This is a genomic window from Sorangium sp. So ce185, assembly GCF_051526825.1.
Classification (GTDB): domain Bacteria; phylum Myxococcota_A; class Polyangia; order Polyangiales; family Polyangiaceae; genus Sorangium; species Sorangium cellulosum_D.
The window spans coordinates 1,232,904-1,252,364 of sequence record NZ_CP150316.1; the positions used below are offsets into that span (position 1 = coordinate 1,232,904).

The window sequence follows — 19,461 nt, forward strand, 5'->3', positions numbered from 1 at the left end:
CAGGAGCCCCCTTCGATGCGCATCGCGATCCTCTCGACCTACACGCACCCGAGCCGCCTGCACCGCAAGGAGCGCTCGGTCATGCAATCCTCCGTTCCCGAGCTCATCGCCGCCCTGTGCCCGCCGGACGCGGAGATCGAGCTCTACAACGAGAAGGAGACGGACATCCCCCTCGATCGCCCCTGGGACCTCGTGTTCTTCTCGTACCTGCACGCCTATTACGAGCACACCAAGGTGCTCTCCGCGCTGCTCCGGCGGCGCGGCGTCACCACGGTGGCCGGCGGCCGGCACGCGGGCCATTTCCGCGCGGACGCGCTCCAGCACTTCGACGCGGTGGTGACGGGCGATCCGGAGTCGAACGTCCCGGCCCTCGTCGCCGATTTTCAGCGGAATGAGCTCCAGCCCGTCTATGCGCTCCCGCCGGTGCCCCCCGAGCGGATCCCCACCTACCGTTACGACCTCGTCGACTACCGCAACAACCTCGTCCGGATGCCGGGCATCGAGGCGTCGCGCGGCTGCCCCTTCTCCTGCAACTTCTGCGTGCTGACCGGGCACGAGCAGTACCGCTATCGCCCGATCGACCACGTGATCCGGGACATCCGCGACCGGATGATCTTCAACCGGCGCATTCCGGGGGTGACCGGCGATGTGTTCGGCTTCCTCGACAACAACCTGGGCGGCTCTCCCCGCTACCTGCGAGAGCTCTGCGAGGCGCTGATCCCGCTCAAGAAGATCTGGGGCTGCGCGCTCACCTTCAACGTGCTGCGCGACCCGGAGCTGGTCCGCCTCATGGGGCGCGCGGGGTGCCGGTACGTCTACACCGGGCTGGAGTCGCTGAACCCCGAGTCGATCAGCGCGATGAACAAGGGGCAGAACAAGCTGAGCGAGGTCCGCGAGGTCCTGAGGCGGGCCTCGGCGAGCGGGATCGTGCTCTCGTTCGGGCTCCTCGTGGGCGCGGACGGGGACACCAACGAGTACCTGGAGCGGGTGCCGGAGTACCTGCACGACCTCGGAGATCAGTGCCCGACGTTCCTGGGGATCGTCTGCCCGTACCCGGAGACGCCGTTCTTCGCGCAGGTGGCGGCCGAGGGGCGGCTCCTGCCCGGGGTGACCAGCCGGGACCTCGACGGGTACACCCTGTGTCACCGGCCGGCCCGGCTGCACCCCTCCGAGGCGATCGAGCACTTCCAGCGCCTGAGCCGCACCCTGGGCAGCGTGCGCAACGTGGGTCGCCACCTGTGGAGCCGGCTGATGGCCAGCGATCTGCCCCGCTACAAGACGTGCGTTCTGATGTCGGCGCCCGAGGTGATGAGCCTGCGCGCGCCGCTCGCCAACCCCGCGCGCAGCTACATCGCCGGGCGCGATCCGATCGAGGCGTGGGACGCGGCGAGGATGCGGGAGCTCGGGCTCGAGCCGCAGCGCATCGACGCCTCGTCCTGCCGGGCGGATCCGCGGGGCCTCGCCCGCATCCGGCCCCGGCGGGCGGGTCGGTCCGGGTTGAGCTCCCCGACCCGGGTTGAGCTCCCCGACCCGGGTTGAGCTCCCCGACCCGGGTTGAGCTCCCCGACCCGGGTTGAGCTCCCCGACCCGGGTTGAGCTCCCCGACCCGGGTTGAGCTCCCCGACCCGGGTTGAGCTCCCCGACCCGGGTTGAGCCGTGACCGGCGCGAAGACGCGAGGGCGGCGGACGCGCGGGAGTTTCAGCCCTCGCCTGTGGGCAAAGGCGGGGGCGGCGGCAGCGCACGGGGGGGCTCGAGGCGCGTCGGCTCCGCCTTGCAGTCGATGGTGCGGCCCTCGCAGCCACAGACGTTCCCGCCCAAATCCTCGTAGACCGCTGGGGAGAGCTCATCGACGTCCCTCACGATGTCGAGCGGCTCGCACGTGAAGGTCGTCGACGCGATCTGCACCGTCGCGCCGTGGTTGTAGATACCGGCCCCGGCGCTCCGCGCCATCACGCTGTCCCGGACGAGGACGTTCGCCAGACCCGTCTCGTCGTTGTGGGCGATGATGCCGTAGCCGTTCCTGCCGTCGAGCGCGCGCCCCAGGGTGTCCGCGATCGTCGTCGACTCGACGGTCGCGTCCGAGTCGCTGAGGAAGAGGCCGACATCCCTGTTCCGCTCGATCAGGACGTTGCGCACGCGCGCGCTCCCGCGCTCGCCGAGGTCGGGCAGCGCCTGGACATTGACGCCCCGGCCGAGATCCTGGCTCGACGGCAGCGGCCTCGTGTCGCGCACCACGGTCGAGTCCAGGGCCGCGTCGGCCCCGAAGACGGCGATCCCGGTCCCGTAGCTGCCTTCCACCGCGCTGCCGCCCACCCGGACATTCGCGCGTCGCCGATCGTGCGCGATCTCGATCCCGGCGCCGTAGTTCGACGCGCCAGGCACGAGCTCCCGCACGAGGAGGCCATCGATCTCGACATCGGAGCCGTTGACGACGACCCCCCTCTCGCGGCTCCGCTCGACGAGGACGTGCCGGAGCGCCACGCGCGCGGGGCGCCCGTCGACGCGGCTCGGCTCGGCGTAGATGCCCGCGCCGCCCGGATCGCCCTCGGCCGACCCCGCGCCCGTGTCGCGCACGACCGTCGCCTCGATGGTCGCCTCGGCGCCGATCATCGCGATCGCGGCGGTGTGGTTCCGCTCCAGGGCGCTGCCCCGGACCGTGAGGGTCCCCGGATTCGAGCCCGGTATGTGGGTCGACGCGAGCCCGGTGCCCGGCAGCTCCGCCGCGAGCCAGGCGACGTCGCGGACGACGCTGTCCTCGACGACGCCGTCCGCCCCGGAGAGCCTGATCCCGAGCCCCCCGACGCGCTCGATGACCACGGATCGCGCCGTCACGCTCGCGCGGCGCTCGGACGACTCGACCTGCATCGCCATCGCATGGCCGTCGAACGGGTGCTCCGGATCCCCGGCGGCGAGATCGACGTCGCGCAGGACCGTGCCCTCCAGCGTCACGGCGGCGTCCGCCACGACCATGCCCGCGCCCGTGGCGTGCTCCACGAGCGCCCCGCGCACGGTCACGCTCGTCTCGGTCTCCGGGCCTGTGGCGAGGAGGCCCACGTCGCTCGTGTCGTGGATCCAGACCCGCTCGACCACGACGTCGCGCGCGTTCCTCACGCCGAGGCCGATGCCCTGTCCGCGGACAGCGAGGTCGTGGATCTCCGCGGCGCCCGCGCCCCTGTCGATCTGGACGGCGATCTCCGCGCCGGGCGGCCCGACGATCTCGACGCGCGCGGGGCACCGGCCCCAGAGCCGCACCGGCTGCCCCCAGATGAGCAGCTCTTCGACGTAGCTGCCCTCCGCGATCGCGATCAGAGCGCCCTCGCGCGCGTGGTCCACCGCGTCCTGGATCGTCGTCCACGGCCTGGCTTCCGTGCCGTCGCTGTCCGCCCCGGCGTAGGCGGCGTCGACGAACTCGGTCGTCTCGTCGACCGGCGCGCTGCCCCACGGGCCCGCCCCGCATGGAGCGACCTCACGCCACGCCGTCTCGCCGGGGACGGCCATCTGCCCTGGCGGGCCCGCCTCCTTCGGCAGGACGGGCACGCAGCCCTGCGCCCCGTCGGGGGCGAAGCCGCTCCCGCACCGTCCGGGCGGGACCCCCGCCGGCTCGCAGCCCGCGTCGGTCTCCACCGAGCCCGGCGGGCACGGGAACGTGGGCCCGGCGCCCGTCTCCGCGCCGTCGTCCGGGCCAGGGCCGTCCGCGTCAGGGCGCTGCGCGCACGCCGCGAGCAGGGCGATCTGCAGGAGAGAGAGGGCCAGCCGCTCTTTTCGCATGGTGTTCGGTGCCTCGCGCGGACGATACGACAGCTTGGAGGGCAGCGCTCACGCTCATCGAGCGCTCTGAGGGCCATGCCGCGGCCCGCTTTCGGCGGTTCGCGTCGGTCCCGAGCCCTTCGCGCGCCCCCGCGCGCGGACGGCCACGCGGGCCGGCCGCAGCGGGTGCGCGCCGTGACGCTCCTCCCGACACCACGTTCTGCGCAACTGGACGAGGTTTCGCTCAACGGTTGAGCGAGCCTCTGCGCAACGCCGCCCCGCCCGCCGGGGCGACGCCCGCGGTGCCCGCCTGAATTCGGGCCTTTCCGACGCAATGTCGGGGCGGGACCGGGCCGGAGGGCGATGGTACGCGCCCTGCTCATACCGGCGGCGCGGACCTCGAAGCCTCGATGCCCGCGCCAGGTCTAACAACTCCAATTCCACAAGGCGCGACCGTGCCACCGACGCGAAGCCGACTCGCGCACGGTCGCGCCACGAGGTTCATCATGAAGATTACATCGACGCTGTCGCTTCTCTCGCTGCTCGGATCGACCCTGTTGACGGTGCCCGGCTGCATGGCTGAGTCGGTCGAGAGCGCGAGCGACGCCGACATCGAGATGGACGAGGAAGTCGGAACGGCGGCCGACGCCATCACGAATGGATGGACGGCCGACACGTCCGACGGCTGGGCGCCCGTCGCGTGCGACAGCGGCAACGCCATGAGCGCGTTCCATTGCGCCGGCTCCGACTGTGACAACATCAGGGGCTATTGCTCTTCCCTCGGGACCTACAACACGTCCGCGTACTGGACCTCCTACTTCTCCGAGGAGAACACGAACTACCGGAGGTGCAACTACGGGGATTTCGTCACGGGGCTCGCGTGTACGGGCAGCTACTGCGACAACGTGTCGCTCCAGTGCTCCCATCTCAACGGGAAGACCTGGGGCAGCTGCTACTGGAGCGGGTTCATCTCCGAGGAGAACGGTGGGTCGATCTATTTCCCGCCGGGCTACTACATCGCAGGCGCGAAGTGCAGCGGAGATCACTGCGACAACATGGCGTTCTATTACTGTCAGGCCATCTGAGCGAAGGCGCTCGCCCGAGCCCCGCCCTCCGGCGCGGCGACCTCCGCGGTCGCGCGCAGCCGTCGCGCGCCGGCATGTAGCTCCCGGCGCTACCTCGCCCGGACCCGGCGCCCGGACAGGAGGCGCCGGAGCGAGGGCGCCTCGAAGGACAAAAGCCGCCTGAAGAGGGCGCCGATCGCCCGATACTCCGCGTCCGAGACGAGCGCCAGCTCGACGCTGATCATGAACGCGGCGAACGTCCCGAGGCCCATCATGACCGCGATGCCGGCGTGGAACAGGAATGCGCCGGCGAGCGCGAGCCTCCGTGTGTGCCGGTTCAGGGCGAACAGGAACGGGAAGCCGAGCTGGAACGCGACCGTCGCGTAGGTCAGCGCCGTCACCAGCGCCACGCTGTGATAGAGGCCCTCGCTGTGGCCGGGCCACGTGAACTCGCCGACGCGGGTGATGTAGTAAAGGGCCGTCCCGTTCTGCCACAGCTCCCCTTGCACCTTGTACAGCCCGGCGACCCCGTAGACCAGGCACACCTGGACGGCGCAGGCGAGGATCGCCGCGTTGTGCACCATCGCCTTGAGGCGCTGGATTTCCCCGCCGCGCTCCCGCTGCGCGCGGAGGCGGTCGGCGTCGAGCGAGAAATGGGCGCCGAGCTCGGCGAAGATGCCATACAGGAGGGCGAGCCGGACGACGTTGTCGCCGCCGTCGAGCAGGACGGGGTTCCGCTGGTGCAAGGACCAGAGCCCGACGTACGTGAGCAGCGACATGAGCCGCGTGCGGAAGCCCACCACCCACAGCGCCGCGAACAGGACGCCGAGGTGGAAGACGACCTCGAAGTAGAGCGGCGATCGGCTGAGCACGTAGATCGAGAACGCGCCGGCGCTGCGGGCCTCCTCGAGCGACCGCGCGAACGGCCATACCCCCTCCGGGCCGTAGAGGTAATGGCGCTGGTAGTAGTTGGCGAGGTAGAGGTGGAGGATGGTCAGCCCGGCGACGATCCGGAAGAGGCTGGCCCCGATCAGGCAGCGCTCGCGGCTCGCGAGCTCCACGACGCGATGCCAGCGCGCGCTCGGCTTGCTCGGCATGGCGTCACCTCTCCTCCAGCGCGGCCGCCCGGAGGGCCACCGGCGGCCTCCGATCGTCCCCCGCCGCCGCCCCCAGCGGCGCCACCGCCTGGACCGGGGCCCAGTCGAAATCGTAGTACGTCATCGCACCTCTCGAGTCGGGCAGGTCGCGCCGGGAGAAGCGCGGGAATTTCAGCACCGCCATGCGCATCCGCACGGCGGCGGTGCGGTTCGGACCGAACAGGCTGTCGCAGTGCGCGGAGGCGGCGCGCTCCAGGACGATCTTCCCGAGCTGAAAGCCGGCGTCCTGCTCTTTCTTCACCTCGTCCCGGAGCCTGTCGACCACCTGCTCTTCGGGGGCCTCCGGGCCGCCTCCGCCCGCCTGCGCGCGGGCGCGATGCTCCTCGAGCTTCTTCGCCATCTGCAGCGACGTCGGATCGGCGCTGTAGATCAGGCGCGCCGCGCCGGTCACCGATCGCCCGAGGCGCGCCGCGGGGCCGAGCCGGTCGTCCAGGTGGGCTTCCCAGTAGGGGGTCGTGATGTCGATCCACCCGGTCTCGGTCGCGCCGCCGTCCGGCTGGCGCAGGCGGCAGGCGACCATGAGGACGCGCGTGTCGGTGATGGGGTCCGGGGCGAAGAGGTGCCAGTTCTGCTGGAGGAACGGGTGCATGTATCCGTCGATGAGCCGCGCGAAGCGGAGCTTGAGCGGGTTCTGCGGCGTCAGGTACGAGAGCGTCATCGCGAAATGAAAGGCGAGCGCCGCGGCGAGCAGCGCGGGCGCGGACGTCGAGAGCACGCGGAGGGTTCGGCGCATGGGTTCGTCCATTCCGGGTTCGGGGTCGTCGGAGAGGAGGCCGCGCGCGGGGCTCCACCCGCGCGCGGCCCGTGAACGGCGGCGGCCCCGGCGGGCCGGCCGAGATAGCTAGTTGTCGAAGAGGACGTCCGCTCGGCTGCACGCGGGCGCGTCGTTCATCGCGATCCTCCGCCAGCCTCCGATGCCGCGGCCCCCGAAGCCCTGCGCGTTGGCCGTCGAGACACCGATGTTGCCGATCCCGCCGGCCTGGGCGACCGCCGCCTGGGAGACGACCCCCGAGGTCCCGATCGCGATGCCCGCGAGGCCCACCTGCGTCGTGGTGGCCACGTTGGCCGCGGGGTACCCGTAGTACGCCACCCTCTCCGGCGTCGCGGCGCTCGCCTCCGCGCCGAGGACGGGGCGAGCCTTCATGCTCGAGGCCGCGGGCGTCGACGCGTGCGCCAGCGCCATGCCGACGAACAAAGACAACCCCGCGAGCGCCGTGATGATCTTGCGTGTCATGCTCTTCCCTTTCCGTTCAATCATGTGATGGTTGCAGCGGCCCGACATGCCAGCTGCGATGGTCGAGCCCCGCGGAGCCCCGCGTGACTGCGGTGCTCCGCGGGCTCTGCGCGTCAAGCCAACTCGCAGCTCATGGTAGGCTCTCTGACCAGGAGCACGCGCCGTGCCGGACGCCCTCTCCGCGGGCGCAGCGCGCGCTCCGCCCGCTGGCCGAGCCCACCTGCAGGTCGCGCCCGCTGGGCCGCGCGCTCGGGCTGCCGGGCGGCTTGCGCGGTCGAGCAAACCACCACGCGCAGCGGTTTGCTCGGCGCGTCGCGCGCGGAGCCGCGAGGTCGCACCGAGGGGCGGTGAGGCGGCGCGACAGGCGAGCTCGACCCGCGCAGCCGACCTGGCTCCGCCGCCCGAGCACGGCGGGCGCGCGCGGGACAGCGCCCCTCGGACGGCCCAGGCGCCGCGATCTCGGCCGCGCGCCGCGCGGATCGGCACGCCGCGTGCCTCGCTCCTCGGCCATCCACGATGTCCAGCCGTGGAACCATCGCTGGACAGGAGGAGTGAAGATGCGCGCTACGCTGCTATCGGTGTTGGTAATGTCAATCCTGCCCGCCCCCACGACGCTCCGGACGAGCGCGAGCGCGGGGGCCGCGGACGGCGAATCACGGGGGTCGACCGGCGCAGGCGACCGCGGTCCCTCGCGCGCCGGCGGAGCTGACGCCGCGGCGGCGGTCGAGGCGGACTCGGTGGCTTCGTGCGTCGTCAGCTGCCCGAGGGGTGATCGAGAGATCTCGTGCCCTGATGGAGTGTGTCAATGCTACTGTGACGCGGGCGGCGAGCCGGTCTGCAAGTGTGGTTGACGGGCGGATCGGCGCGGCGGCGCGGCCCTCGGGGGAGCGCCGCCGCGCCGACGAGGGCCGCGCCGCCGCGCAGGCGCGGCCGCTCAGGCGCGCGCGAAGGCGAGCAGGGCGCGGCTGACGTGCTCGCGGTGGGTGACGAACAGCCCGTGCGGCGCGCCCTCGATCACGAGCAGGCGGCTGCCCGGGATGAGCGCCGCCGTCTTCTCGCCGGTGAGGGCGAGCGGCGCCGACGCGTCGCGGTCGCCGTGGATGACGAGGGTCGGCACCGCGATCCGGCGCAGCTCGTCGCGGAAGTCGGCCTCGACCGACGCGCGGTTGCAGTCGAGCAGCGCCTTCATCGAGCACTGGAGCATGAGGTGCTGCACCCAGTCCCTCATGGCCTGCGACGTCTCGGGCACGAAGAACGGCGGCGCGTTGTCCGCCAGCCATCTCGGGTAGTCGGCGCGCATCGCCGCGCGCGCCTGCTCGACGAGGCGCCGATCGAGCCCGTCCGGGTTGTCCGCCGCCCTGAGGAGCATCGGCGTGGTGGGCGCCAGGAACACGGCGCGGGCGATCCGGCCGTCGCCGTGGCGCGAGAGGTAGCGCGCGATCTCGCCGCCGCTCATCGAATGGCCCACCAGCGTGACGTCCCGCAGATCGAGCCGCTCCAGCACCGCGGCGAGGTCGTCGGCGAGCGTGTCGTAATCGTAGCCCCGCCCCGGATCGCTCGAGCGGCCGTGCCCGCGCCGGTCGTAGGCGACGCAGCGCAGCCCGTGATCGACGAGGTCGGCCATCTGGTAGCCCCACATCTCGCTGCTCAGCGCCCATCCGGAGAGGAACAGCACGGGTTTGCCCGCGCCCCAGTCGCGGTGGAACAGGCGCGCGCCGTCCTGCGCCTCGATGAACGGGCCGGCGGCGGGCCGCGGCCTGCTCCGCGCCGGCTGCGGCTCTCCGGGCCTCGCCGCCGGGCCGGCTTCGCGATCCACGGGTGCGGCCGGCGTGTCGATGTGCTGTTCCGTCATTGCGGTTCTCCTTCCTCGTCGCGCGTTGTGAGGAGGAGTTGAACCACGCCGCGGGCGGGGGTCGATTACCTGCCAGGTAATGGAAGAGCGCGAGCCGCCGCTCGAGGGCTGGCGCGGCGGCGCGGCCCGGCCTGGCGGGCCGCCGAGGTACGGCCAGCGGGGACCTGCGCGCCGGGGCTGGCTCGATGGAGGTGAGTGGAGGCGCGACGAGAGCCGGGGGAGGCGCGCGTGGCTGCGTCGATTGCGTCGGTTGCGTCGGTTGCGTCGGTTGCGGGCGACGAAGCGAGCGTGGTACTTGTCGCAACCATGAGGCCTGGGGGATCCTTGCTCGCCCTCGTCGGTGCGTGCGTCGGCTTCGCGTGCGCGTGCTCCGAGACGCCGCGGCCGGCGGCGGGCCCGCGGACCGCCGCCGGCGCCGCGAGCGCGCAGCCTGCGCGCCCTCGGGTCCCGATGTACGCGGCGGCCGATCTGGAACGGATGGCGCGCATCGCCGCCGCGCGCTGCAAGAAGGCGAGCACGCCGTCGGACGCCGCATGTCTGCTCACCCAGGCCTCCACGTTCCTGAGGTATCCGCCCGGGGATCCCGACTGCCGCTATGTCGCGGGGACCGCGCTCTCGGTCGCTGAGTGCTCGCAGTTCGAGGAGGGTTGCATGAGCGTCGATCCCGGCGATCTCGTCCGTCAGCTCGACGCCTTGCAGAGCGCCGGCAAGGACTGCCAGCGTGAGCCGACCGACGCCGAGCGGGCAGAGGTGCTGCGGCTCGCGGGCGCGAAGTGATGGGCGGAAGCGGCGTCGCGCCGGCGCGCTGCCGAGGGGGACGGTGACCGCCGCGCGCGCGCGGGCGGCGCCGTCCGCCGCCTCAACCGATGCGCTCGCTCGCTCGCGTCGCCCCATCGCCAGCGGCATTGAGTGTGAGGGCGCGCACCGCGCCTCGCCGCAGAGGAGCTAGCATGGTCCGCATGAGCGATCTCGGCCTCAAGGGAGCGAGCCCCGATGTACGTGACGAGCCCGACGGCATCCTGCATGTGACGATCGACGGCGAGTTCAGGGAAGAGCGACTGCGCGCCATCTTTGGCGTGTTTCGGCGGGTGGCGGAGAGCGGCCGCGAGGTGCTGGTGCTCGCCGACATGCGTCAGGCGGGCCTTCTCACGGCGCCGGCGCGCAAGGCGACGACGGAGGAGGTGCGGAGCACGCGCGTCGATGCTGTCGCGATCCTCGGAGCGAGCTTTTCCCTGCGCGTCGTCCTGGGGCTCCTCGCGAAAGGCGTGCAGATGCTCACGGGACGGCCCTACCCGCAGCAGTTCTTCGACACCGAGGGCGAGGCGCGCGCGTGGCTGCTCGCCCAGCGAGACGCGCTCCGGGTCAGGCCGGGCTCGAGCGCATGACGCCAGCACCGGCCCACAACGTCGCCGCAGAGGCGCTAGCGCTGTTCGCTCAGCGAGACGCGCTCCGGGCCGCTCGGCGCCAGGTCACCTGACGCCGCCTGCCGCGTGCTTCCCGGCGTCCGGCCCCGGCGCCCCGGCCGATCCCTCGATGCGGTCCTCAGGCCTGCGGCGGCAGCTCGTCGAACTGCGGCACGTCGCCCGTGATCCGGAACCAGCTCGCCTTGGAGCCGACGAAGATGTGCGCCGCCGGCCGGATGCCAGGATCGGTGTCGAGCGTGCCCGCGGGCACCACGGCGAAGCCGCGCTCGGGCGACAGGCGCGGCGCCGCGCCGCCGCAACCCGTGCAGAAGGCCACGCTGAAGAACCGCGCCTCGGGCAGCTTGTAGCTCGCGACCCGCGCCTCGCCGCGGACCCAGCGGAACCTGTCCAGGGCCACGAAGACGTTGGCCGCGTGCGCGGCGCTGCGCCCGCGGCGGCAGCGCGTGCAGTGACAGTACATCATGCGCAGGGGCGTACCGTCGAACTCGAACGCCACGTCGCCGCACAGGCAGCTGCCCTGGGTGACTCCCTCTCTGGCCTCGACCGCGGGGCGCTCCACGACCGGCGCCTGGGTCCCGGGCGGCCACTGCTCGAACTGAGGCAGGGAGTCCGTGATCGTGTACCAGGGGGCCTTGGAGCCGACGAGCTGGTGAAACTGCGGCTCGATGCCGAGATCGCCCTCGAGGTTGCCGGCATGGACCAGGGCGAGCTGCCTATCCGGGGCGAGCAGCGGCGCCGCCGCGCCGCAGGTGACGCAGAAGGAGCGATAACGGCTCGCGCTCGACGCGCGGACGGCGTGCTCGCCGGCGAGCCAGCGAAAGCCTTGCAGCGGCGCGACCGCGGCCGTGGCGAACGCGGAGCCGTGGAACTTGCGGCACATCGAGCAATGACAGTTCAGCATGGTCTGGAACGGACCGTCGATCTCGTAGCGGACCGTTCCGCATAGACACGCGCCCTTGGTCATGGTCGTACCTCCCGTTGTCGTGCGTGAACCGTGTGCGCCGGCGCGATGACCGGGGCGCGCACGGTAGCACGGCGGCGGCTCCTTGCTCCTCCAACTACGACGCGATGGGACTCGTGACGCGCATCAGCCCGGACGGCGCCGACGCGCTGGCCGGCTTCCTCATCAACTCGCGTCCGCCGCAGGACCTGGACGTGATCGCCGCCGGCAAGGTCGTGCAGCGCCGCATCGCCATCGAGAACCACAACGAGGACGCGCAGATCGTCCTGTCCGACCCGCAGGGCCGCGAGCGCATCATCCTGGGCGTCGACCGCGACGGGCAGGCGCGCATCCAGATGCTCGACGCACAGGGCAAGGTGACGTTCCAGGCGCCGCAGTGACGCGGCGGAGGCGTGCGCTCGGCCCGCCGGCCGTCCCGGTGGCGGTGCGGGAGGTCGAGCTTGCCGACGCGCGAGGTCGGCGACACGACGCCCCCTGCGGCACGGACGCCGCGCGCATCAATGCGCACGTGCTACGCGGTCGGCATGCGAGCCCTCGTTCCGTTGCTCCTCCTTGCCTCGGCGTGCACCCCCGCCGCGCCTCCCTCGCCCGGACCCGCGCCCACGCCCGTCGCGGTCGCCGCGCCCAGCCCCATGGAGCCCGCGCCGGGCCGTCCCGTCGCTTTGCCCGCGGAGTTCGTCGCGGACCGCATCTTCGTCCGCCCCGTCATGGTCGACGGGCGACCCTTGCGCCTCTACACGGACACGGGCGGCGGCACGCAATTCCTCCATCCGCCGGCGGTGGAGCGACTCGGATTCACGGTCCGCACGATCGAGGCGGACGGGGAGAAGCTCTCCCTCACGCCCATTCCCGCCTGGCGCGCCGAGGCGAGCATTCCACCGCCGCTCGCCATTCACCAGCCTCCCGAGCTGAAGACGCACTATTTGGTCCTCGACGAGGCTTTCGACGAGGGGGACGGGTTCCTCGGCCAGGGCTGGTTCGGCGGGCGCACGTGGACGTTCGACTATGCGGCCCGAAAGCTGCTCTGGCGCGCCGCGGGGGACTTCCCTGCCCACGCGTCCTCCGATGCAATCCCGCTCCATCTACCCCGCGCCCAGGATGGCCTGCCCACGATGCACTTCGGTCGCGTCACCGTGCTCGTCGACGGGGAGCCGATCGACCTGCTGTTCGACACCGGCGCCACCCTGACCCTCGCGCCCGAGGCGCTCGCGACCCTGGGCGACGGCGGTCCCGCGACCCGGGGGACGAGCTTCATCGCGCGCAACGTATTCGAGCGCTGGCGCTCCCGCCATCCAGAATGGCGCGTCGTCGCCGACGCCGAGCGGCGCACGGGCTTTGCAATCATCGAGGTCCCGAAGGTGTCGATTGCGGCCCACGAGGTGGGTCCGGTGTGGTTCACCTTCCGCAAGGACGAGAGCTTCCACGCGTTCATGTCCTCGATGATGGACGCCAGGGTGGAAGGCGCGCTCGGGGGCAGCGCGCTGCGCTACTTCCGCGTCACCGCGGATTTCGCCCAGGGGAAGGTCGTCTTCCAGCGCCCGTGAGCGATGGAGCGCGTAAGGCTCCGCCGAAGGGCAAGCGCGCCAAGGCCGTGGTCGCTCGTGCTGACGCTGTGGTCGCGCTCGAGCAGCGGGACCTGCGCGTGCGGATCAGAGCTCGGACGCCACGCTCACGATGGCCCCGGTGATGCGCGACAGATCCTCCGGCGCGATGATGTAAGGCGGCATCGTATAGACCAGCTTCCCGAACGGCCGTAACCAGACGCCGCGCTCCACGAACGCCGGCTGCACGCGCGCCATGTCGACGGGCCGCTCGAGCTCGACGACGCCGATGGCGCCGAGCACGCGCACGTCGGCCACCGCGTCGAGGGCGCGGCAGGGGGCGAGCTCGCGCTTCAGCTGCGCCTCGATGGCCGCGACGCGCGCGCGCCAGGGCGAGTCGAGCAGCAGCCGGATGCTGGCCAGCGCGGCGCTGCACGCGAGCGGATTGCCCATGAACGTGGGGCCGTGCATGAACACGCGCGGATCGCTCCCGGCGATGGTCTCGGCCACCCGCTCCGTGAAGAGCGTGGCGGCCAGGGTCATGGTGCCGCCGGTGAGGGCCTTGCCCAGGCACAGGATGTCCGGCGCGATGCCCGCGTGCTCGCAGCCGAACATCTCCCCGCTGCGGCCGAAGCCGGTCGCGATCTCGTCGAGGACGAGCAGCACGTCGTGGCGGTCGCAGAGGGCGCGCAGCTCGCGCAGGTAGCCCGGGTGGTAGAAGCGCATCCCGCCGGCGCCCTGCACGACGGGCTCGAGGATGACGGCCGCCACCTCGTGCGCGTGCCGCTCGAGCAGGGCGGCCATGCTGCCCAGCGCTTCCGGCGACCAGGGCGCGCCGAAGGCCGGGCCGGGCGCCGGGGCGAACAGGTGCTGGGCGAGCGCGCCGCGAAACAGGTGGTGCATGCCGTTCACGGGGTCGGTGACCGCCATCGCGCCGAACGTGTCGCCGTGGTAGCCGCCGAGCACGCTGACCAGGCGGCGCTTCTCCGGCCGCCCCCGCGCGATGAAGAACTGCAAGGCGAGCTTGATCGCCACCTCGACCGACACGGATCCGGAGTCGGCGAGGAAGACGCGCGTCAGCGGCTCGGGCGTGAGCGCCACGAGCGCCTCGCACAGCTCGACCGCGGGCGCGTGGGTGAGGCCCCCGAACATGACGTGGCTCATCCGCCCGAGCTGGGCGCTGATCGCCGCGGTCAGCGCCGGGTGCCCGTAGCCGTGGATGGCGGCCCACCAGGACGACATGCCGTCGACGAGCTCGCGGCCGTCGGTGAGGGTGAGGCGCACGCCCTCCGCGCGCTCGACGGCGAAGAGCGGCGCGCTCGAGATGGGGGCGGCGTAGGGGTGCATCACGCAGCGGCGGTCGCGCGCGACGAGGTCGTCCCCGCTAGCCACGGCGCCCTCCTCCGGCCTGCCGAGCCGACGGCGTGCCGTCCTCGTCGCGTCGAAGCGGGCTGCGGCGCGCGAGCGCGCGGGTTCCTCGGGGCTCGACCGTTCGCCAGGGCATCGCGGCGCGTCTAGCCCAGAACGCGCAGCGCCACCAGGGGCCGCCGGGCGCGGGGGCCTCCCTGCCCAGCGCCGCCGCGCCCCGGCGGCCCCGGGCCGGCGCCGCCGCCCCCGAGGCGCGAGGGCGCGACCCCCTTCGTACGATTCCTCGATCGGGCTGTAACGTTCGGGCCCTCTCCGAGACTGTGCTCGTAGCGGGATGAGCCGCCGTCGCGCCGGGGACACGCCCGGGCGCAGGGGCGCGCGCATTCATCGCACGTCGAGACACGTGATGACGTCGCGCTCGAGCAGAGCCAGGCGACGATGAGGAGACATCCATGAACGGTCTGCTTCGCAAGGTCCTTCGGTTTGGCACCATGATCTCGGCCGCGGCGCTCATGTCGTCCGCGCTCCCCGCCTGCGGCGGCGGGGACGGCGACGGCGCGACCGGCGCCGGCGGCCCCGAGGGATCGGAGAAGAATACGTATGTCCTGGTCCACGGCGCCTTCGTGGGCGGCTGGGCCTGGGACAAGGTGGTGCCGCTCCTCGAGGCCGGCGGCCACGAGGTGATCGCCCTCGATCTCCCCGCGCACGGCGAGGACCGGACGCCCCTCGCGAGCGCCAGCCTGCAAGTCTATACCGACGCCGTGGTGGAGGCCATCGACAGCGCCTCGCGCCCCGTGATCCTCGTGGGCCACAGCATGGGCGGCATCGTGGTGACCCAGGCGGCCGAGCAGCGGCCCGACAAGGTGAAGACGCTGGTCTACCTGACCGCGTTCCTGATGAAGGACGGCCAGTCGCTGAACCAGGAGTGGGCCGACGACGCGGGGGCGGAGATCAAGGCGTATGCGGCCCCGTCGAGCGACGGCACCTCGCTGAGCTTCAAGGAGGGGTGGGCCGAGAACGCCTTCTGCCAGGATTGCTCCCCGGAGGACATCGAGGCGCTCGAGAGCCACCTGCGGGAGGAGCCCGCCAAGCCGTTCGACGAGCCCATCCACGTCACCGAGGAGCGGTGGGGGAGGGTCCCGCGGGTCTACATCGAGGCGCTCCAGGATCTCGCCATCAGCCCTGCGGAGCAGAGGCAGCAGTACACGGCGTTGCCCTGCGAGAAGGTGATCTCGATCGACGCGGGCCACGCCCCCTTCTTGACGAAGCCGAGGGAGGTCGCGGACGCGCTGACGTCGCTGTGACCCGGGCGGCGGCCGCCGTCCTCCCCGGGGCGAGCCGCCACGGATCGGCGTCGGTTGCTGGGGGGCTCGGCGGCGTGGTACCGTCCTCCGCGTGTCCCACGACGCTCTGGCCGGCGCCGGCGGCACTGCGGCCGCACCGGCGCAGCGCGCATCGGCCGAGATAGGCCCGCTCCCCGCGACGGAAGGCGCGGCCGGCTCCGCGGCGTCGGCGGACGACCTCGCGCTCGTCCGCCGGCTCCTCGCGGGCGACGAGCAGGCCTTCGAGCGGCTCGTGACCCAGCTCCACACGCCCATGCTCCGGCTCGCCCGGACCATCGCCGGCCCCGCGTGCGCGCAGGAGGTCGTCCAGGAGACCTGGGCGGCGGTCTTCGACGGGCTCGTCCGCTTCGAGGGGCGCTCCGCGCTGAAGACCTGGGTGTTCCGGATCCTGACGAACCGCGCCAGGACGTGGGGCGCGCGGGAGAAGCGCACGGTCCCCGTCTCGTGGCTGGAGGACGGGGATCGGGGCGGCGAGCCCGCGGTCGAGCCGGCTCGATTCGACAGCACGGGCGACTGGGTGAGCCCGCCTGTCCCCTGGACGGAGCAGAGCCCGGAGGGGCTCTTGCTGCGCAAGGAGGTCGGCGTCGTGCTCCAGCGGGAGATCGAGGCGCTTTTGCCTGGCCAGCGCGCGGTGGTCCTGCTGCGCGACGTGGAGGGGTGTCCCTCCGACGAGGTCTGCGAGATCCTGGGCATCAGCGAGGCGAACCAGCGGGTCCTTTTGCACCGTGGCAGATCGAAGCTCCGGGCCGCGCTGGAGCGATACCTGACGAGGGGGTGAGCGCGCATGGTCGTCACGTGCTGTCAGCTGACCGAGATGATCACCGACCGGAGCGAGGGAAAGCTGTCCTCGGAGCAGGAGGAGGGCTGCGCGCGGCACCTCGCGTGGTGCGATCGGTGCCGGACCTACCTGCGGCAGATGGAGCTGACGATCGACGCGCTCCGGGGGATCCCGGGCGAGCCGCTGCACGACGAGGTCCGCTCCGCGCTGTTCGCGCAGTTCCAGCGGCGGAAGACGACCGCCGACTAGCGCCGCGGGTCAGGAATCCCGCCGACGAAGTGTTGCAGAGCGAATAGCACTATGATTCTCCCCAAGAAACGTGACCCACGGTTCATCACCATCCGCCGCGGAGGGCTCCTGGAGGACGGCACCCATCGCGCGCTGGCCATCTGGGCCGCAGATTGCGCGCAGCACGTCCTGAGGTTCTTCGATGAATACAAGCCAGACGATGACCGGCCGCGCAGAGCGCTCGCGCTGGCGCGGGCGTGGACCCGAGGCGAGGCCACGATGAGAGAGTGTCACAACGCGGCGTTCGCCTCCAACGCCGCTGGCCGCGACGCGCCCCCCGCCGCCCGGTTCGCCGCCCTCGCGGCGGGTCAGGCGGTGGCCGTGGCGCATGTCGCCGCCCATGAGCTGGGGGCTGCGGCGTACGCCATCAGGGCTGCCCGGGAAGCCGCGCCGCCGGGCCAAGGGGACGCGGCTGCGCGCGCCGAACGCGAGTGGCAGTGGGAACAGCTGACCGACGAGATTCGAGACCTCGTCCTCGACGATCAGAAGCTGCGAAACGCGCTCTGTTGGAACGTGTTCGTCGACTGAGCCGACGGCGCTGCCACGAGGGGACGTGACGTTCGAGAGCCGTCGAAGCTCTCGTCCCAGACCGTGCCGGCGGTGAGGTCGATATCAGCGAGCGCCCGAACGCGCCTACGTCAACCATTCTGCATCGATACGTGGCGCAGCAGCAAAACTCAGCCTGGGCGACACCGGGAGGGCGCGCGAGCTTCACGTCGGAAAGTCGGTGGACGCCGAGACGGCGCGCCACGCGGCGAGCTCCTGCGCCACGAGCGCGTTCTTCGCCTCGATTGCCGCAATGGCGTCGGTGCCGAGCGGAAGACGGAGCGGCGGGTTCTTCGCGCGGGAGAGCTCGACGACCACGCGGGCGAGCCGCACCGGGTCGCCGGGCTGCTGGAGGCTGACCTCCTTCGCGTGGCTCCGGACCTTGCCCGCGGTCTCCACGTAATCGTCGATGACCTTCCCCGTCGCCACGACGGACTTCGCCTCCAGGAACTCCGTGCGGAAGTAGCCCGGCTCGAGGATCGTCACCGCGATGCCGAGCGGCGCGAGCTCCGCGTGCAGCGCCTCCGAGATCCCCTCGACGGCGAACTTCGTCGAGCAGTAGATGCCGAAGCCGGGCCCCGACCGGTAGCCGCCCACCGACGAGAGGTTCAAGATCAGGCCGGCGCGCTGCTTCCGGAGCTGCGGGAGCGCGGCGCGCGTCACCGCGAGCAGGCCGAACACGTTGGTCTCGTAGACGCGCCGCACCTCGTCGCCCGGGGTCTCCTCGACCGCGCCGACGACGCCGTAGCCGGCGTTGTTCACAAGCACATCGATCCGGCCGAACCGCGCGACGGCAGCCTCGACCGCCGCGGCGACGGACGCCTCGTCCGTCACGTCGAGCGCGACGGGGAGGAGCGCCTCCTGCCGCCCGAAGCGGTCCGTGACGCTCCTCGGATCGCGCGCGGTGGCGACCACCCGGTCGCCGGCGGCGAGCGCCGCGTTCGCGATCTCCGCGCCGATGCCGCGCGACGCTCCCGTGATGAACCAAACACGCTTGTTCTCGCTCGCTTCCATGGGGATCTCCTCTCGGTGTCCGGGGGCTCAGCGCCCCTCGCACGAGTGAACATGCAGCATCCCGACCTTGAAGAAAATGCGCAGAACGCTTGAAGCTCTATGAACGTACGCTTCATAATCGGGCATGATCGACGCGCTCGACGGGCTCACGACGTTCCTCGCCGTGGGCCGCTGCAAGAGCTTCACCGCCGCCGCCGCCGCGCTCGGCGTCACCCCCACCGCCGTGAGCCAGAAGATCAAGCTCCTCGAGCGACGGTACGGCGTGGTGCTGTTTCAGCGGACCACGAGGCGCGTCGCGCTCACCGAGCCGGGCGAGAGCCTCTTTCGGCGCCTCCAGCCCGCGATCGCCGACGTCGAGGGGGCGCTCGCCGCGCTCGGCGACTACCGCGGGCGCCCCTCCGGCAACCTCCGCATCACCGCGCCGCGCATGAGCGGCGCATGGCTCCTCGCTCCGCTCGTGGCGCAGATGCGGGAGGCGTACCCGGAGCTGTCCATCGAGGTCTCGCTCGACGATGCCTTCGTCGACCTCGTGGCAGCCGGCTTCGACGCGGGCATCCGGCTCGGCGACGCGGTCGAGAAGGACATGGTGCGGGTCCCGATCACGAGCGACTCGTCGTGGTCGATCGTCGGCTCGCCGGCCTACCTCGCGAAGGCGGGGCGGCCGCGCGCGCCGGAGGACCTCGTCCGCCATCGCGCCATCCGACAGCGCCTCATCGCGAGCGGCACCGTCTATCGCTGGGAGCTCGAACGCCGGGGCAAGACGATCACGGTCGATGTCCCCGGCGGCATCGTCGTCGACGACATCGCGCTCATGGTCGCGCTCGCGTGCGCGGGGTCGGGCCTCGCGTACGTCCCCGACCAGGCCATCGAGCGCGACCTCGCCGAGGGCCGGCTGGAGCGCGTGCTCGAGGCCTTCATCACGAAGGGACCTGGCTTTTACCTGTACTTTCCGGCGCGCACCCAGGAGCAGCCGAAACTCCGCGCGCTGATCGAGGGCGTCACGAGCGCTCGCGGGCAGAAGGCCAAGCGTCGTTCGGGTCGGACCGGCGCCTCCGGCGGCGAGGGCCCCGCGTGAGCCCGGACCCACCCTCGGCGCGACGCGGCGCGGCCGCCGCTGCGGCGCCACGCCGCCGCCCTCGGGAC

At 72.1% G+C, this 19,461-nt stretch carries 19 protein-coding genes; 11 read left to right on the forward strand and 8 right to left on the reverse strand.

Annotated features, from left to right (window positions below):
• The first annotated feature begins 15 nt into the window (after positions 1-15).
• On the forward strand, positions 16-1,539 hold the full coding sequence (locus WMF26_RS04645; protein WP_437999291.1) for a B12-binding domain-containing radical SAM protein: 1,524 nt from the start codon (positions 16-18) through the stop codon (positions 1,537-1,539).
• Positions 1,540-1,699: 160 nt separating this feature from the next.
• Here WMF26_RS04645 and WMF26_RS04650 read toward each other — a convergent pair whose 3' ends face one another.
• Positions 1,700-3,769: a hypothetical protein gene (locus tag WMF26_RS04650; RefSeq protein ID WP_437999292.1), complete on the reverse strand. Its 2,070-nt coding sequence runs from the start codon at positions 3,767-3,769 to the stop codon at positions 1,700-1,702.
• 485 nt (positions 3,770-4,254) lie between these two features.
• Between WMF26_RS04650 and WMF26_RS04655 the strand changes: the two genes are divergently transcribed.
• Positions 4,255-4,833 (forward strand): hypothetical protein, encoded by a 579-nt coding sequence (locus WMF26_RS04655; protein WP_437999293.1) that lies wholly within the window; start codon positions 4,255-4,257, stop codon positions 4,831-4,833.
• A gap of 89 nt (positions 4,834-4,922) precedes the next feature.
• On the opposite strand, the gene WMF26_RS04660 is transcribed toward WMF26_RS04655, so the two are convergent.
• The 4 genes from WMF26_RS04660 to WMF26_RS04675 form a co-directional block, all read right to left on the reverse strand.
• Complete coding sequence (locus tag WMF26_RS04660) at positions 4,923-5,909, reverse strand: HTTM domain-containing protein (RefSeq protein WP_437999294.1); 987 nt, start codon at positions 5,907-5,909, stop codon at positions 4,923-4,925.
• 4 nt (positions 5,910-5,913) lie between these two features.
• Positions 5,914-6,702, reverse strand: coding sequence for a DUF5819 family protein (locus WMF26_RS04665; RefSeq protein WP_437999295.1), 789 nt, complete (start codon positions 6,700-6,702; stop codon positions 5,914-5,916).
• 108 nt (positions 6,703-6,810) lie between these two features.
• Positions 6,811-7,203, reverse strand: coding sequence for a hypothetical protein (locus WMF26_RS04670; protein WP_437999296.1), 393 nt, complete (start codon positions 7,201-7,203; stop codon positions 6,811-6,813).
• A 934-nt stretch (positions 7,204-8,137) separates the two neighbouring features.
• Positions 8,138-9,055 (reverse strand): alpha/beta fold hydrolase, encoded by a 918-nt coding sequence (locus WMF26_RS04675; protein WP_437999297.1) that lies wholly within the window; start codon positions 9,053-9,055, stop codon positions 8,138-8,140.
• A 288-nt stretch (positions 9,056-9,343) separates the two neighbouring features.
• Here WMF26_RS04675 and WMF26_RS04680 point away from each other — a divergent pair, with 288 nt between their 5' ends.
• Positions 9,344-9,832 (forward strand): hypothetical protein, encoded by a 489-nt coding sequence (locus WMF26_RS04680; protein ID WP_437999298.1) that lies wholly within the window; start codon positions 9,344-9,346, stop codon positions 9,830-9,832.
• Positions 9,833-9,966: 134 nt separating this feature from the next.
• Entirely contained in the window at positions 9,967-10,440 is a 474-nt protein-coding gene (locus WMF26_RS04685) for an STAS/SEC14 domain-containing protein (RefSeq protein WP_437999299.1), read from the forward strand.
• A gap of 157 nt (positions 10,441-10,597) precedes the next feature.
• Here WMF26_RS04685 and WMF26_RS04690 read toward each other — a convergent pair whose 3' ends face one another.
• Positions 10,598-11,443, reverse strand: coding sequence for a GFA family protein (locus WMF26_RS04690; protein ID WP_437999300.1), 846 nt, complete (start codon positions 11,441-11,443; stop codon positions 10,598-10,600).
• A gap of 104 nt (positions 11,444-11,547) precedes the next feature.
• Between WMF26_RS04690 and WMF26_RS04695 the strand changes: the two genes are divergently transcribed.
• Together WMF26_RS04695 and WMF26_RS04700 are read left to right on the forward strand one after the other, a co-directional pair.
• Positions 11,548-11,820 (forward strand): hypothetical protein, encoded by a 273-nt coding sequence (locus tag WMF26_RS04695; RefSeq protein ID WP_437944938.1) that lies wholly within the window; start codon positions 11,548-11,550, stop codon positions 11,818-11,820.
• Between the two features lie 144 nt (positions 11,821-11,964).
• Positions 11,965-12,984, forward strand: coding sequence for a hypothetical protein (locus WMF26_RS04700; RefSeq protein WP_437999301.1), 1,020 nt, complete (start codon positions 11,965-11,967; stop codon positions 12,982-12,984).
• A 105-nt stretch (positions 12,985-13,089) separates the two neighbouring features.
• Here the strand turns inward: WMF26_RS04700 and bioA are convergent, their stop codons facing one another.
• Positions 13,090-14,373, reverse strand: coding sequence for an adenosylmethionine--8-amino-7-oxononanoate transaminase (bioA, locus tag WMF26_RS04705; RefSeq protein ID WP_437999302.1), 1,284 nt, complete (start codon positions 14,371-14,373; stop codon positions 13,090-13,092).
• A 428-nt stretch (positions 14,374-14,801) separates the two neighbouring features.
• Between bioA and WMF26_RS04710 the strand changes: the two genes are divergently transcribed.
• The 4 genes from WMF26_RS04710 to WMF26_RS04725 all read left to right on the forward strand — a co-directional run bounded on the left by WMF26_RS04710 (position 14,802) and on the right by WMF26_RS04725 (position 17,286).
• Positions 14,802-15,653 carry an alpha/beta fold hydrolase gene (locus tag WMF26_RS04710; protein WP_437999303.1) on the forward strand — a complete coding sequence of 284 codons (852 nt, stop codon included), beginning with the start codon at positions 14,802-14,804 and terminating at the stop codon, positions 15,651-15,653.
• Positions 15,654-15,744: 91 nt separating this feature from the next.
• Complete coding sequence (locus WMF26_RS04715) at positions 15,745-16,470, forward strand: RNA polymerase sigma factor (protein WP_437999304.1); 726 nt, start codon at positions 15,745-15,747, stop codon at positions 16,468-16,470.
• A gap of 6 nt (positions 16,471-16,476) precedes the next feature.
• Positions 16,477-16,719, forward strand: a complete 243-nt coding sequence (locus WMF26_RS04720; RefSeq protein ID WP_437999305.1) for an anti-sigma factor family protein — start codon at positions 16,477-16,479, stop codon at positions 16,717-16,719.
• A 51-nt stretch (positions 16,720-16,770) separates the two neighbouring features.
• Positions 16,771-17,286 carry a putative immunity protein gene (locus tag WMF26_RS04725; RefSeq protein ID WP_437999306.1) on the forward strand — a complete coding sequence of 172 codons (516 nt, stop codon included), beginning with the start codon at positions 16,771-16,773 and terminating at the stop codon, positions 17,284-17,286.
• 183 nt (positions 17,287-17,469) lie between these two features.
• Here the strand turns inward: WMF26_RS04725 and WMF26_RS04730 are convergent, their stop codons facing one another.
• Positions 17,470-18,318 (reverse strand): oxidoreductase, encoded by an 849-nt coding sequence (locus WMF26_RS04730; protein WP_437999307.1) that lies wholly within the window; start codon positions 18,316-18,318, stop codon positions 17,470-17,472.
• A gap of 124 nt (positions 18,319-18,442) precedes the next feature.
• Here WMF26_RS04730 and WMF26_RS04735 point away from each other — a divergent pair, with 124 nt between their 5' ends.
• Positions 18,443-19,393, forward strand: coding sequence for a LysR family transcriptional regulator (locus WMF26_RS04735; protein ID WP_437999308.1), 951 nt, complete (start codon positions 18,443-18,445; stop codon positions 19,391-19,393).
• Positions 19,394-19,461 lie beyond the last annotated feature (68 nt).